This window comes from Arthrobacter sp. SRS-W-1-2016, assembly GCF_002009585.1.
Lineage (GTDB): Bacteria > Actinomycetota > Actinomycetes > Actinomycetales > Micrococcaceae > Arthrobacter > Arthrobacter bambusae_A.
The window spans coordinates 13488-27469 of sequence record NZ_MTPV01000059.1 but is presented as its reverse complement, the minus strand read 5'-3'; the positions used below and the strand labels follow the sequence as shown (position 1 = coordinate 27469).

The 13982-nt window shown below is 56.4% G+C and carries 12 protein-coding genes and 1 pseudogene; 8 read left to right on the top strand and 5 right to left on the bottom strand.

Features of this window, described 5'->3' with window-relative positions:
* Positions 1 to 34: 34 nt before the first annotated feature.
* From BMF89_RS14285 to BMF89_RS22635, 4 genes and pseudogenes are all read right to left on the bottom strand, one after another.
* Positions 35 to 1948 (bottom strand): glycosyltransferase, encoded by a 1914-nt coding sequence (locus BMF89_RS14285; protein ID WP_078107772.1) that lies wholly within the window; start codon positions 1946 to 1948, stop codon positions 35 to 37.
* The gene (locus tag BMF89_RS14280; RefSeq protein WP_078107771.1) at positions 1938 to 3107 is read right to left on the bottom strand and encodes a glycosyltransferase family 4 protein; all 1170 of its coding nucleotides are present in this window, start codon (positions 3105 to 3107) and stop codon (positions 1938 to 1940) included. The genes BMF89_RS14285 and BMF89_RS14280 overlap by 11 nt, the downstream gene beginning before the upstream one ends.
* A 14-nt stretch (positions 3108 to 3121) precedes the next feature.
* A complete protein-coding gene (locus BMF89_RS14275; protein ID WP_078107770.1) occupies positions 3122 to 4273 on the bottom strand; it encodes a glycosyltransferase in 1152 nt (383 codons plus the stop codon).
* 84 nt (positions 4274 to 4357) lie between these two features.
* Positions 4358 to 4531: pseudogene (locus tag BMF89_RS22635) on the bottom strand (hypothetical protein); the annotation flags it as partial.
* A gap of 350 nt (positions 4532 to 4881) precedes the next feature.
* On the opposite strand from BMF89_RS22635, the gene BMF89_RS14270 reads away from it, so the two are divergent.
* The 5 genes from BMF89_RS14270 to BMF89_RS14250 all read left to right on the top strand — a co-directional run bounded on the left by BMF89_RS14270 (position 4882) and on the right by BMF89_RS14250 (position 11290).
* Positions 4882 to 6318 (top strand): sugar transferase, encoded by a 1437-nt coding sequence (locus BMF89_RS14270; RefSeq protein ID WP_078107769.1) that lies wholly within the window; start codon positions 4882 to 4884, stop codon positions 6316 to 6318.
* Positions 6319 to 6366: 48 nt separating this feature from the next.
* Positions 6367 to 7680, top strand: coding sequence for a UDP-glucose/GDP-mannose dehydrogenase family protein (locus tag BMF89_RS14265; RefSeq protein ID WP_078107768.1), 1314 nt, complete (start codon positions 6367 to 6369; stop codon positions 7678 to 7680).
* A 99-nt stretch (positions 7681 to 7779) separates the two neighbouring features.
* Complete coding sequence (locus BMF89_RS14260; RefSeq protein WP_253190824.1) at positions 7780 to 9570, top strand: DUF4012 domain-containing protein; 1791 nt, start codon at positions 7780 to 7782, stop codon at positions 9568 to 9570.
* A gap of 186 nt (positions 9571 to 9756) precedes the next feature.
* Entirely contained in the window at positions 9757 to 10368 is a 612-nt protein-coding gene (locus BMF89_RS14255; RefSeq protein WP_078107839.1) for an LPXTG cell wall anchor domain-containing protein, read from the top strand.
* A 319-nt stretch (positions 10369 to 10687) separates the two neighbouring features.
* Entirely contained in the window at positions 10688 to 11290 is a 603-nt protein-coding gene (locus BMF89_RS14250; protein ID WP_078107766.1) for a low molecular weight phosphatase family protein, read from the top strand.
* Here the strand turns inward: BMF89_RS14250 and galU are convergent.
* Positions 11287 to 12177, bottom strand: a complete 891-nt coding sequence (galU, locus tag BMF89_RS14245) for a UTP--glucose-1-phosphate uridylyltransferase GalU (protein WP_078107765.1) — start codon at positions 12175 to 12177, stop codon at positions 11287 to 11289. The two genes, BMF89_RS14250 and galU, sit on opposite strands and share 4 nt — an antisense overlap.
* Before the next feature lie 243 nt (positions 12178 to 12420).
* Here galU and BMF89_RS22630 point away from each other — a divergent pair, with 243 nt between their 5' ends.
* The 3 genes from BMF89_RS22630 to BMF89_RS14235 all read left to right on the top strand — a co-directional run bounded on the left by BMF89_RS22630 (position 12421) and on the right by BMF89_RS14235 (position 13665).
* Complete coding sequence (locus BMF89_RS22630) at positions 12421 to 12546, top strand: hypothetical protein (RefSeq protein WP_290439680.1); 126 nt, start codon at positions 12421 to 12423, stop codon at positions 12544 to 12546.
* An 89-nt stretch (positions 12547 to 12635) separates the two neighbouring features.
* Complete coding sequence (locus BMF89_RS14240; protein ID WP_139359672.1) at positions 12636 to 13244, top strand: hypothetical protein; 609 nt, start codon at positions 12636 to 12638, stop codon at positions 13242 to 13244.
* 166 nt (positions 13245 to 13410) lie between these two features.
* On the top strand, positions 13411 to 13665 hold the full coding sequence (locus BMF89_RS14235) for a hypothetical protein (protein WP_078107763.1): 255 nt from the start codon (positions 13411 to 13413) through the stop codon (positions 13663 to 13665).
* Positions 13666 to 13982: the final 317 nt, after the last annotated feature.

Genomic DNA, 13982 nt, shown 5'->3' with positions numbered 1-13982 from the left:
TCTGCGGGTCCAATCGCCAACAGTGTGTAAGGGGTCACCGCTGCCACAACCTATTCAATTCCGAAGTCGACTTGAACATCCACTGCCGCCAGTCCGAGACGGTCCTATCGAAGACATCACCAGCAGCGGAGAGCGTCTCCGCCCGACCAAAACCAATCGCGTGGCGGACGGCCGACGACCACGGCTCCGCTCCTGTGACATCGCCATCGCTATCGTCCCTGACCAGAAGTTTCGAGCTCGAACCGTACAAGTCCGCCAGACTAGAGCTCGACCGTCCGACAATAGGGGTACCCGCTTCAAGTGCGCGAATTGCAATCCCGCTCTGATAGAAGCGCTTATATGGGACAACAATCGCGGAACTAGAATGAACCAAATGATCCAATTCGCTCTCAGTGACAAAGCGAGAATCCACACTCCATCCTTGCACTGCAGGCCACCCTCGACCCACTATTTCAAGCAAAAACTCTGATCCGAGCTCTGAAGCAATGGTGTGCAACGCGCCGATATCTCGATCCTGTTTAAATTGACCAAGTACTCGAACCACCGGTCTATGATTCTCAGCGCCGCCATGTACTTCCCTTCTTCGGTCGGGAGATAGCATCGGGTGTGCCAACAATTCAAGGGACTTACCTAACCCAATATGGCGCATTGCTTCTGCCGCGGCCTGACTGTGCACGATAACCTGGGGTAAGTCCGGAACCATGGAAACCATGCGAGCAACTTTTTCACCGCCTCCAATAGCACGCACTAAAGGCTTTGGATCATGGTAAACGATTGAGGTCGAATCTCCACAAATAAATTTAACTGCGAGAAGATCAAGAAATCCAATAGCGGGCCAAGTTACGATTATGCGAGCACCGCTAAACCCTCGCGATCTTCTTGCTGCGAGATTCAAAAGGCTAAGATAACCCGAAACCCAGCGAAGGCGACCCGAACCGGAAAGGGAGGGCTCGCTAATAGTGTGGACCTCAACGTCAGCACCAGATCTTCTCAAGGTTTCTGCGAGTGCCTGAGTGTAATGAGCTAGAGCTCCGCCCAGCGGATTGACTATGAAAATCCTAGGCGACAAAGAGGAGACATGAGTGGGTCTCATAGTCATTCCGGCCAACCAACCCGCGAACAGCTGAGACCATCCGGGACGTCTATGTCTCTTGACTAGATCGCGCGCGATGGTACGTATCAATATGTAGGGAGCTGAAAAGACTCTTTGAATCGAGGTTCCGTTCTTCGCTTGAAACAACTGAATGTTGCGCGTGTGGTAGTACGCCGGAATCCCTCCAGAAGATTGCCACACGACCGCTTCCGGCACGACGATTACGTCCCAACCGTGTCGCTGCAGCTCTTGGTGGTGATCCACTTCTTCCATATACAAAAAGAAGTCTTCATCAATTCGATGGGTTTCAATTACAGCTCTTCGAAACAATAGGAATGCACCATCGAGCCAAGAGACCTTCCGCGAGCGTTCGCCATCTAACTCACTCCTCGGCGATTGGTGAGCGATGTGCCGGGGCAGTCCAAGAATGGAAGAAAAATAACCTCCGACTGACCATACAATTTCAGAATCGTCGCCCGTGACGAGCGCTGGACCAACGACCCCGGCCGACGGATTCATATCCAGTGAGTGCCTAAGTCTGAGAAGAGCACCATCCTCAGGAAGTGCCTCATGGGTCGACACCAACAAGTATTTAGCGTCTTTCGTTTGCTCTGAATGCCAAGCTACACCATAATTTACCGCCGCACCGTAACCCGAATTAGGACAAACCGCCAATTCAACGCTATCAGGGAGAAGAGATCTTAGTTCCATCTGGCGAGCTGGCTCTTCGCTATTATCCACTACGAGAAGTTTGGACGGCTGGATGCCTTGGGCGATCAAGCTGGCGATCGTCCCACCCAAAGTTTCATAACTTCTATGATGGACTATGATTGCCGCAATATCTTCAGTATTCATTATTGCTACCCTTATTAATTTTAGCGGCAGAATTCGAATGCAGCCATGAATCGGCCACAAGACGCCCCTGAATTTCGGGCAAGGAAGCAATCACGTCTTCACGTTTCAGTGGCGATCTGAGAGCCCGGACGATCTCTGCGGAAAGACTGGTCTCGAGACTGCTCTCGGAAATCACAATGTGGCCAGCCGTGCGCAACCAGCTCGCTAGGCCTGTTTCATCCGTTGTCACCACAGTCAATCCTGCCGAGAGCCCTTCTATGATCGGTAGACCAATCTGCTCTCTCCATCGCCCAAATCGTCTCGAGGGCGCGATGATGACGTTGGCTTGGGAGAGTAGTCGAAGAGACTCATGATGCTGGACGAATCCGGCAAAGCGACGGCTCAAAGGAAAATTCCCGCACCACTCGGATACTGCTTCGGCGTATTTCCCGTCACCCACTATCGTGAGTACCGCTTCAGGAAGGTTACGCTCGACAGTTGGCCAGGCGTCCATCAGGTCAAGGACGCCCTTTCGATCGTCTAGCATTCCGACGAAAATGGCATTAAGGCCGTTCACAGCCGGATCATCCAGGGATGCGGGAACCGCCGGCCTGCCGGGCAATTCCTCGATGAGTTTGTGTGGAATATTCTTCACGTAGTCTAGGGACAGATACAGATCTCGAGAAGAAGCGCTTCCAAAAGCAATACGATCAATGGTCTTTCGAACGAATAGTCCAAAAATCAGACAAAACATCCTGACGACAAAGAACGGAAGCTTCCCAGAAGGCCAAATGAGTCTGTTCAGATCATTGTTTTCAATTGCGTATGTCACCGCCATTTTACGCCTACCCTTGACCAGGCCACTCGTCTTCCAGACCAGAAGTATCAGAAAGTTCTTTGGAGCGAATCGAAGCCAAAGTGGTTCAGGGACCTCAAGTATCGCAGCTTCTGAAAGGGCGACTATGCGCAGACATTCAAAGAAACCCACCTTTTGGAAGGAATGCGGAATGGCAGTAGTGCCGAGATCGTATTTTTCATCGAGATAGAGCATTAGCGCAGGATGCATGTCGTGCGCCCGCTTTACATGCTCTGCCCTTAGCTCGGGTCGTATTCGGATGTGAGAATATTCAGCCAATTCATCAGATCGCTCAGAATTGAAATTGCTCTGTTTATCCACCATTTACCTCGATCATCTCAATCGGCGTTTTGAACGTCAGATTTTGCGTCCAGTGCTAGGGGTTTGATTTTCAGTAATTTAGCTCCGGCAATCGTCTCCTCGTAATCTCGGCAGACATCTCGCCAATTATAGCTTTCCCGAGCTCGACTTTCGTTAAAAACGCTTGCTGCTTTTCTAACCTCCGGGTTTGTCAGCATGTGGCGAATAGCCTGCTCGATAGCCGCTGGCTCCGCGGGCACAAGATGATCCTCGACAGTCAGGACTTCTAAATTGTACGGCGTGAAACGGGCAATCACAGGAGCTCCACAGGCCATCGCTTGGACTAGAGCAGGATTGGTCCCGCCAACACTATGTCCATGGAAGTAGACACCGGCATGTTGCCACAATGAGAAGAGTTTCTTATCGTCACTTACGTGGCCGAGCCAGGTTACATTCGGAGATCCGACGCTGAGGGTCTTTGCCATCTCGTCAAGCTCGCCACCATATCCTGTCGACCCCACGATGACCACCGGATGATTCACGGCAATCTGCTCCGCAGCGGTAAGAAACTCGGCAATCGTATTTTCGGGAACGAAACGGGCGACCATCAGTACGTAAGTTCCGGACTCTAGTCCCGGAACGACGTCATACTTGCCCGGAGTCTCGCCTCCGTACGGAATGAAAGTGCTGTCTCTTCCGAATTCCTCTTTCCAACGGCGCTGAATTTCGATGGAATCACTAACTAATACGGTTCCGAAACGGGCGGTAAGTCGGGCACCCATCTTGAATACAAATTTTGCCAAAGCGCCCCACTTGGCCCTTTCCCATTCAATCCCATCCACATTAACGACCGTGGGAACTCCACGCATCTTAAGCAGAGGAAGCCAGAATCCATTCGCAACATTCATTATCAAGGCCACATCGGGTTTGTTAACCAACGAGTGCACGACGGATGTTAAGCCGAATGTTAGCGTGCTTAATGACTTACTTTCGAGTCCAATAGTTTCGACTGTTTGGATTCGGTCGTCCCTCATTGGGTCGTCGTGTTTGGTGGCACCCTTTCGACCGTAGACAGTAACTTTCCACCCATTGTCCGCGAAGAATGGTGCAAGTTTTCTTACGGCGGTCTCAAATCCTCCGTAGTAGCTTGGATACCCCCGAGTACCGATGATTGACAAAGACTTCGACATATTCCCCATTCCTTCGCCTCACGGTTTACAGGATTCAATACACTCGCAATTTATGGTTGGCGAAAATCAATCTCCGGCCAGCGTTCAAGCCCACTCAGGACCAGCGCATTCGACTTCTCGTGCTGAACAGGCCTTTCGGTCATCCCGACTGCGGTACCCGTTGAAGAGCAGCGTGGACGGGGCGTAGTAGTTCATCGGTTTTGAGCCACTATGCACAGGTTGCTTGTTGCCAACGAGGGTGATTGGACGCAGCCGCGATCCAGCTCCCCCCCAAGAATGTTCCCCGCATGCGCCAAATCATGTCGGGTTCGTACCGCTTCCGCAAACCGGCCACGCTAAATAACATGTAGGTCATTCTGGTCAGCGGGGCCGTCGTTACCAAATCTGTCCGTCTTGTCCTTGAACGGCTTCCGCAAACCCGATTCCGGATCCGGCCAGGTTGCATTGGACCAGAAGCCAGGTTACTTGGGAGCGTGGAACTGCTCGGGCTGCAGTCAGTTCCAGCCCGAAAGATAATGCGTGAGGCTGCGGCGGGCCTGTACTCTACCCATAGGCAGCAACGGACTTCGCTTCACGGAGGCCTGGACCTACTATCTTGGGGATAAATATTGGGGACACTCACGGATTGGCGTGTGCGGACGTCCCGCACCTTACGAGTGGTCGATGGGTTCGTGGTGGTTTGGGCCGTTGCCGGTGCATATGTAGTGAGATTTGGGCTGGATCCAGGTGTCGCCGTCCAAGGGCATGAATCCACTTACGTGTGGCTGTCAGTCTGCTTGGCTGTAGTTTGGTGGTTCATGCTCGGTGCCTGGAACAGCAGGCAAAGCCGTGTGCTCGGATCCGGACCGGACGAATACAAGCGAGTAGCGGCTGCTTCCCTCTGGCTATTTGGCCTAGTCGCAATAATCTCTTACGTATTTCGATTTGATACTGCCCGCGGCTACGTTGGCGTCGCGCTACCGGTCGGTCTTTTTGGATTACTCCTTGCTCGATGGTTGCTTCGTCAACATCTAAATTTGCGCCGGCAAGGCGGCAAAAGCATGTCGCGACTTCTCGTGCTCGGAGGAACAAGCGCCGTTGCTCATCTTGCGAGCACGCTCGTGAGGGCCAAGCATGCGGGCTATCTTCCGATAGCCGCGTACACGCCGGGGTCGCCAGGCGGCGAGGTAATCGAACCCGTTTCAGGACTTCCTATCCTCGGCCACGGCCCCGACATTGGTTCTATCCTCGACGCAATTGACTCATGCCAAGCCGACGCCGTCGCCGTTTCTGCCGGGGTTCAATTGCACCCACAAACCCTCAGACACCTTGGATGGGAACTGGCATCACGCAATGTTGGGCTGATTATGGCCCCAGCCCTCACTGACATCGCCGGTCCAAGGATCCACACCCAGCAGGTAGCCGGACTGCCTCTGATTCACGTAACAACCCCGTCTTTGGAAGGCGGACAACGGGTGGCCAAACGGCTTGTCGATGTTGTGGTTTCGGGCATACTTGCAGTCCTCGCGGCACCCTTAATGGCTATTGTGGCCATTCTCATTAAGTTTGACAGCAGCGGACCGGTGCTCTTCAGACAGGAGCGGGTGGGAATGGAAGGCACTCAATTCAGCATGCTCAAGTTCCGATCGATGGTGGCCGATGCTGAGGAGCGACTCGGTGAACTTGGGCACCGGAATGAAGGCAGCGGCGTACTCTTCAAAGTCAAGAATGACCCCAGAATCACCCGCGTGGGCCGCGTGCTCCGAAAATACAGCCTCGACGAACTGCCTCAGTTGTTCAACATATTCGCAGGATCCATGAGTCTAGTCGGTCCTCGCCCGCCCCTACCTCGGGAGGTTGAGGCGTATGAAAGTGATGTCCGCCGAAGGTTGTTGGTCAAGCCAGGTCTGACTGGTCTTTGGCAGGTCAGTGGTCGATCGAATTTGTCATGGCAGGATTCCGTGAGGCTCGACCTGTACTATGTCGAAAACTGGTCGCTCGCTGGCGATATTGTCATCATCCTCCGGACCGTCCGTGCAGTCTTCCGCGGCACCGGGGCATATTAGGACGATTTCGAAAGCCATCGGCTGGCCTCTTGGGGAAGGAATACACTGATGCGCATCTCAGTCATTGGTTGCGGCTATTTGGGTGCCGTGCACGCCGCTTGCATGGCGAAACTCGGACACGAAGTAGTCGGCATTGACATAGACGAAAGAAGGATCCTTGAGCTCTCGGCGTCTAGAGCGCCCTTCTATGAACCAGGGTTGGATGAACTACTCAAGGACGTGCAAGAAACAGGACGGCTGTCGTTCAGCACCGATGTATCTGCCGCCGCCGGGAGCACCGTTCACTTTATATGCGTGGGGACACCCCAGAAGAAAGGCGAAAATGGCGCCGATCTGCGCCATGTCGATGCAGCAATGGAGGCGCTCCTCCCAAATGTAAGACCAAGCGACCTTGTGGTCGGCAAGTCAACTGTCCCGGTCGGGACCGCTTCCCGTCTGGCTGACCTTTTGTCCGAGTATCAACCCGATGCCCACCTCGTGTGGAATCCTGAGTTCTTACGTGAGGGGCACGCAGTCGAGGACACTCTTTCCCCAGACCGTCTGGTCTACGGCGTCGAGGAAGGCTCGGAAGACCATGCTGCCGTCACCATTTTGGACGAGGTTTACTCCGCTCCGCTGGCAAATGGCACCCCACGATTGGTCACAGACCACCCGACAGCAGAGCTCGTCAAAGCAGCAGCCAACTCGTTCCTGGCCACCAAGATCTCGTTTATTAACGCCATGGCGGAGGTTTGCGAAGCTTCCGGGGCTGACGTGACCCGACTAGCCGATGCTATCGGAATGGATGACAGGATCGGCCGCAAATTCCTCAACGCCGGCATCGGCTTCGGCGGTGGGTGCCTTCCCAAGGACATCAGGGCCTTCATGGCCAGGGCAGGCGAGCTGGGCGCCGATCAAGCGTTGACCTTCCTGCGGGAAGTGGATTCCATCAACATGCGCCGCCGCACACGGGTTGTTGAGCTGACACGCGAACTCTGCGGAGGAAGCCTACTGGGACAACACATCACGGTCCTCGGTGCTGCCTTCAAACCCGAAAGCGACGACGTTAGGGACTCGCCAGCGCTCAGCATCGCTGCCCAACTCCAACTCCAAGGTGCCGTTGTGACGGTCACAGACCCGAAAGCCTTGCAAAACGCTGAGAAACGTTTCCCGGAACTGCAATACGAGCCGGATCTGGATACCGCGATGGCTGGAGCCGATACGCTGCTCTTGCTAACGGAATGGCAGCAATACAAAGACCTTGATCCTTTTGAGGTCAGCGAGCGCGTCAATGGGCTTCGAATGCTTGACGGACGAAACGTCCTGGATGCTGCCAAATGGCGCGCCTCCGGCTGGCAGTACCGCGGACTCGGAAGGCCATAAAGAGTGAACGATAGTCAACAAATCGAACCGATACCAGACGAAAACGAACTGCATAGGTCCACCAGGAGATCTCTCTCAAGAAGACGCCGGCGCCCCCTGTTGACCATCGGAATTTGCTTAGCTGTACTTCTGGTGACCGGTGGCGCCGCAGCCTTATGGATAACCGCGAAGGCCTTCACCATAAAGGCCGAGCTTGAGTCCTCAGCGCAGCTGGTGCCCAAGCTCAAGGAGAGTGTCCTTCAGAATCGTTCGGGGGACGTATCTTCCGAGGTTGATGAGTTACGTCGCCATACTGCGGCGGCCCGGGACGCCGCATCCGATCCTCTCTGGACCCTGGTCTCGGCCGCTCCTTGGCTCGGAGCGAATTTCTCGGCCACAGCAGAAGTTGCCCGCTCTGCCGACGATGTCGCAAATTTGGCGATCGCTCCCCTGGTTAAGGTCTATGACTCCCTGAACTGGGACAAACTCATGCCAAGCGGCAGCGGGACGGACCTTGAACCAATTCGAAAAGCAGCCCCCGCGGTCGCCTCGGCCGCACAAGCAGTCCGCGCCTCAGCAGAACGCCTAAACGGGATCGACGCCAGCAGCCTTCTCCCGCAGATCTCGGGGCCGCTGACTCAAGCCAGGGAGCAACTCACTTCCACAGTGGATGAGTTGAACACGGCGTCCGACGCAGCCGCTCTAGCCCCTGCCATGCTGGGCTCGGACAAGCCGCGGCACTACCTACTCCTTGTGCAGAACAATGCGGAGGCCCGCGCCACCGGTGGTATTCCCGGCGCACTGGTAGTTCTTACAGCAGACAAGGGCAAACTCAGTCTCTCCGCTGAAAGCAGCGCCACCGAACTGGGCGCATTCAATCCGCCAATATCGGTGGACGCCGAACAGGAACGTATCTACAGCTCTCGAATGGGCACTTTCATGCAGGACGTCAACTTCACTCCCGACTTTCCCACCTCCGCTGCTACTGCGCTAAAGATGTGGGAGCAGAAGAAGGGCGAGCTACTTGACGGCGTCATCTCGATCGATCCTGTGGCGCTCGGATACATTCTGGATGCCACAGGTCCCGTCAGTCTTCAAGAGCCGCAGATGATGGCTCTTACTGAAGGGAAATTGCCTGCCCAGCTCTCCGGCAAGAACGTCGTGAAGACTCTGCTCTCTGACGTCTATGCCCAAATCAAGGACCCAAACGCACAGGACGTCTACTTCGCTGCCGTGGCGAAGGAAATCTTCGGTGCCCTATCTTCCGGTAAAGGCGAGGCGAAAAGCCTGCTTGCCGGAGTTGGGAAGGGCGTAGACGAGCACAGGGTCCTGCTCTGGTCAGCGGACACGGAAGAACAGTCCGTTCTCGAGAAGTACACTCTCAGCGGCTCCATTTCCGGCCCTAGTGTGCCGGCGGCCCAATTCGGCGCGTACTTCAATGACGGCACGGGCGCCAAAATGGACTACTACGTGAAACGCACCGTCCAGCTTATCCAGCAGTGCACAGCTGCCGATGGTTACGGGACCGTCAGGGTTCGAATCACGAGCACCAACACCGCTCCCATTGATGCCGCGACCTCATTGCCAAATTACGTCACAGCAGGAGGAGCCTACGGCGTACCGGCTGGATCGGTGCAAACGAACGTAATTGCGTACGGACCCGCCCAGGCCTATGTTCAAAGCGCTACTCAGGACGGGAAGACAGTTCCCTTCGGCTCGCAGCTCCACGGTGACCGCCCCGTGGGCACCTTATCGGAGCGACTGGCTCCAGGACAGACCAGCACGATTGAGTTCACTTTTATCAAGATCGTCCAGCACAGCCAGCCTGAGGTCGTTGTTACACCAACTGTTCAATCCATGGACAAGGTAATACTCCCGACTCAATCGGCAAGCTGTGGAGCCGCAGGATAGACGGGGTGTTAACCCTTTGTAACGAGTTTGGATTTACTTTGCAGTAAGCAGCCTTAGGATGATAGCTTCTCTCTTGGGTAGGTCTCGGATTTCAGTTCACGTGTTCGTGGTGAATGAAATCACATCATCGCAATGAATTACGTAGCAGTTCTCAAGCACGTACCAAAGGTCTCAGGGGGACAAAAATTGAAGAAAACACTTGCAGTGCTCGCGCTTGCGGGCAGCATCGCACTCGTCGGCTCGGCTCCGGCAATGGCCGTCACGTACCCGGCACCGGTCGACCACGGCGCCGTTTCGGGATCCATCGTCACGCCCGGCGCAACCATCACCTTCTCCGGAACCGGCTTCGCCCACGGTGAAACCATCCACATCAGCATCGTCATCACAGCACCCGGCGGGCCGCAGGGTGCAGCAGCACCCGGCGCAGGCGCGGCAGTCATGGCAGTTGGCAGCTCGCTTTCGCTCGCTCCGACCGAAGTGAATACGACTGCCGACGCCAACGGCGCTTTCGCTGTGCCGGTCACGCTCACCGAAGCAGGTACCTACCAGCTGACCGCAGTGGGCGCACAATCCGGGCACACCGTCACGGCGACCGTCGTTGCGGCCGCACCGGCCGCTCTGGCAAACACGGGTGGAGCAGCACTGGCAAACACCGGCGGTGTCGGCCTGGCCAACACCGGCGTCGACTCCAGCCTGATTCTTTGGGGCTTGGTTGGCGCTGGCGCACTCGTAGCCGGCACGACTTCTGTAGTGGTGGCCCGCCGCCGCGCAAAGAACGAAACCGTAGCAACAGCCTAAACGCCAAACAAAAGGAGGGGTTGTTTCCGGTGATCCGGAAACAACCCCTCCTTGTTTGCGCATACGGTAATTTATGAACATGGGGAGACATTGGCGACGCCGCAAGAGGCTGAGCTTCAGAGTGGAGTTGCCTACGATTCCACGTATTCCGGCCATTCCGGGTGAGGCTTGGCCCGTCATTTTTCTGATCCTGCTGGCCATGGTTTCCATCGGCGTCGCTGCTTTCGCGCTGATGCGGCATTCCTGATCACGACTCCCGTGTTAACTTGTAAAACACAGGTGCCACGCACGCCTGCCAGCTAGTGAAAGAGCTATACCTTTGGAAACGCCCCACCCCATTCGGATCTTGACCGTCTGCACCGGAAACATCTGCCGCTCCCCCGTAGCCGAACGACTGCTTCAAGCAGGCCTGGACCAGGTCCTCCCCGGCGGCTTCGAAGTCCGCAGCGCCGGCACCCGCGCCATGGTCGGCAGCCCCATCCAACCGCTGTCCGCAGACATCATCCGAACGTACGGCGGCACTCCCGAGGATTTCGCGGCCCGGCAGCTCACCTCGAAAGTCCTTCGGGAATCGGACCTAGTACTCACTATGGCGTCCCACCATCGCGGTGAAGTGCTGCAGCTGGATGCCTCCCTGCTCAAACGGACGTTCACCATCAGGGAGTTCGCACGGATGGTGACGGCCCTTGAAGAACGAGGCGACGCGCCGCCGTCGGGCACTGATTACGCCCAACAATGGCGAGAACTGCCGGCACGGGCATCCTCCGTGCGCCACCTCGTCCTTGCGGCAACATCCTCGGACAACGACGTCGCCGACCCCTACAAACAGGGCGCCGACGCGTACCTACGGATGGAAGACGAACTCGCCCCGGCCATCCTCAGGATTCTCCGCTATGCCCGGCTAAGCATGCAGCACTCCTAACCCAGGAACGCCTTCATCCAGGTTTTGAGGTCTTCGCCGAATTCGGCCCGCTCGGACGCCAGCGTAATGACGGCCTTCAAGTAGCTGAGCTTGTCCCCGGTATCGTAGCGACGTCCGCGGAAGACCACCCCGTAAACGCCCGCGCCTTCGCCTTCGCCCTTAGCGAGGGTCTGAAGCGCATCGGTCAGCTGGATCTCGCCACCGCGCCCTGGCCCGGTCTCTTCGAGGACACCGAACACAGCCGGATGCAGGACATAGCGCCCTATGACGGCCAAGTTTGATGGCGCCTCCTCAACGGAAGGCTTCTCCACAAGGCTGTTGACCCAGACGTAATCCTCCCCCGCGATGGGTGTAACGTCCGCGCAGCCATATGCGCTGATCTGCGACGGATCCACTTCGATGAGAGCAATCACCGAGCCGCCGGTCTTCGCGTGGACGTCGATCATGGTTGATAAGAGCTGATCGTTCTCGTCAATCAGGTCGTCCCCCAAAAGCACGGCAAACGGTTCGTCCCCAACGTGCTGCTTGGCGCACAGCACGGCATGCCCCAAGCCCTTCGGTTCGCCCTGCCGAACATAGTGGATGGGCCCAAGCCCGGAGGCATGCTGCACGGCGTCCAAACGGGCTTCGTCGCCCCTCAGCTCCAACGTGCGTTCAAGATCAGGTGCCCGGTCGAAATGGTCTTCAAGAGCGCGCTTATTACGACCGGTGATCATCAACAAGTCAATGAGGCCCGCCTCCACGGCCTCCTCGACCACATATTGGATAGCCGGCCGATCCACCACCGGCAACATCTCCTTTGGCATCGCCTTGGTGGCAGGCAAGAACCGCGTGCCCAAACCGGCGGCCGGAATAACTGCTTTACGAACTGATCTCCCCATAGACATAGGCAAATCCTACGAATGGATTATCGAAAGTGCGAATCCCGGAGGCAAGATTCCGGCGCGTCCGACCGAGAAGTCGTCCGCTGCGGGCGCAAAGCGTGGCCGTCGACAGGTAGGTGCGGAGATTGGTTTGCTGTCCGGCGCCTCCTGCACCCGGTGACCTGGGCTAGTCGACCGAAGTTTGCCGCAGGCTGTCCAGCCCGGACCACTGTCGGCTCGCTCGAGCCGCCCGCCCGAAGAAGAAACATGGAGGACGAACGCCGTCCGAAGGCAAGAACCTGGCAGATCGCCGACGTCAGGATCCCGGCCGTGGCGCCTCTGCTGGCGGCGGCTTGGATGGGTGTGGATCCCTGGCAGATGTTCGGGCGCTGACTGCAGTCGGAAAGTCGCGGAAATTGCCGGAATTAGATCCCCTAGATGCCATGCCAGACGAGCAGAGGAGATTGTAAGCATCATTATATTTGCCTGACCACACTATCATTGAACAAATTTCTTTTTTCTGCTACCTTCGGGGAACTTACAAAGACGTTTGGAATTTCGGGGGGAAATTCATGCGCACATCAATAAAAACAACCATTCTCGTCGGTACAGTCGGCGTTTCCGCCATCACACTTACCGCCGCAACGCTCAACGCTCCTCCGTCGATATCATCAGCCTCAGACGTCGTTCCGGCTTTCTTATCGCGACAGGCGGAGTCTGATAAATTACCGGACACATTCATTGCCACTTTTGCGCCAACCGGCGCCGATCTCACAAACGCCCGCTTTCTTGGGGCCGGTCCGAACGCTCGATACTTCGCCGTCACTCGCGGTTCGGACAAGATTTGCATCGCAACCATCGGGAAAGCTGCCGAGCCCCTCGGTTTGGCCTGCACCAACGTCAAGGGCTTCGAGGGCTATGGGCTTCGAGTCGGCAACGATGACCGTAGCGAACAGGCTTGGTTGATATCTCCACACGGAGCGGCCGGAAATACGCTGAAGAGCGCGGACGCCGTTGCGGCCACGAGCAAGGGCGGCCAATGGAAGCAGATCGCCCCCAGCCTTCTTGTACTGGAGCCGAGTAACCAATAGACGAGCGGTCAACGTTCAGCGCAAAATTGCGATCATAAATTTTGGGGGAAGTATGAAAAACATTAAGCGAATTACGATCGTTGCTCTCACAATCGTGTGCTCCTGGTTCCTATCAGCTCCACCGGCAAGTGCCTATGGAGCCGACACATGGGCGGCCCAGCCATACATGTGCAACCCGGGCACGTTCTGGGGCGGCAGCAGCTGGCTCTATTACGGCGTGGCCAAGGCTGAAACGAAAGAGAACGGGAACTTTTGTTGGAACGGAAACAACACCGTTTCCGCCGCCGTCCACGATAACTATCGCAACGGATACAACTGGGCCGTTGGTCACAACGCAGTGGAAACGTACTACTCCACGCCGTATTACTCCACCTGGGGCGGCTTCCACTCGTGGGGCAACTCGGGCGCGCAGGTCACCTAATTCGGCGAGTGAATAACCGGTATAGCCGACCAACCTTGTGTCGCCACCCTCTTGGGCTCACTGGCAGGGCCGGGACCCCAAAGGCCCGAACTCTAGCGACCGCTGCTCACCCGGCTCTATGCCCGGTTCGCGTTCACGTGCCGTGATCAGCGGGCAGTTGACGCTTCGGAAGGCGTTAGCAACAACATCGAAGAGAATGGACGAGCATCATGGATCGTGATGAAAGCAAGGTTCCTCGCCGGCCCAGCACGAGAAGATCCTTCATGAAGGGGATGGCAGGAACTCTCGGCGTGGGTGCGATTTCAGCAGCTGGATTG

What these genes read in the sequence shown, in the direction of transcription:
- BMF89_RS14285 (WP_078107772.1), bottom strand. Translation starts at nt 1,948, where the DNA reads ATGAATACTGAAGATATTGCGGCAATCATAGTCCATCATAGAAGTTAT.
- BMF89_RS14280 (WP_078107771.1), bottom strand. Translation starts at nt 3,107, where the DNA reads ATGGTGGATAAACAGAGCAATTTCAATTCTGAGCGATCTGATGAATTG.
- BMF89_RS14275 (WP_078107770.1), bottom strand. Translation starts at nt 4,273, where the DNA reads ATGTCGAAGTCTTTGTCAATCATCGGTACTCGGGGGTATCCAAGCTAC.
- BMF89_RS14265 (WP_078107768.1), top strand. Translation starts at nt 6,367, where the DNA reads ATGCGCATCTCAGTCATTGGTTGCGGCTATTTGGGTGCCGTGCACGCC.
- galU (WP_078107765.1), bottom strand. Translation starts at nt 12,177, where the DNA reads ATGTCTATGGGGAGATCAGTTCGTAAAGCAGTTATTCCGGCCGCCGGT.
- BMF89_RS22630 (WP_290439680.1), top strand. Translation starts at nt 12,421, where the DNA reads ATGGAGGACGAACGCCGTCCGAAGGCAAGAACCTGGCAGATCGCCGAC.
- BMF89_RS14235 (WP_078107763.1), top strand. Translation starts at nt 13,411, where the DNA reads ATGTGCAACCCGGGCACGTTCTGGGGCGGCAGCAGCTGGCTCTATTAC.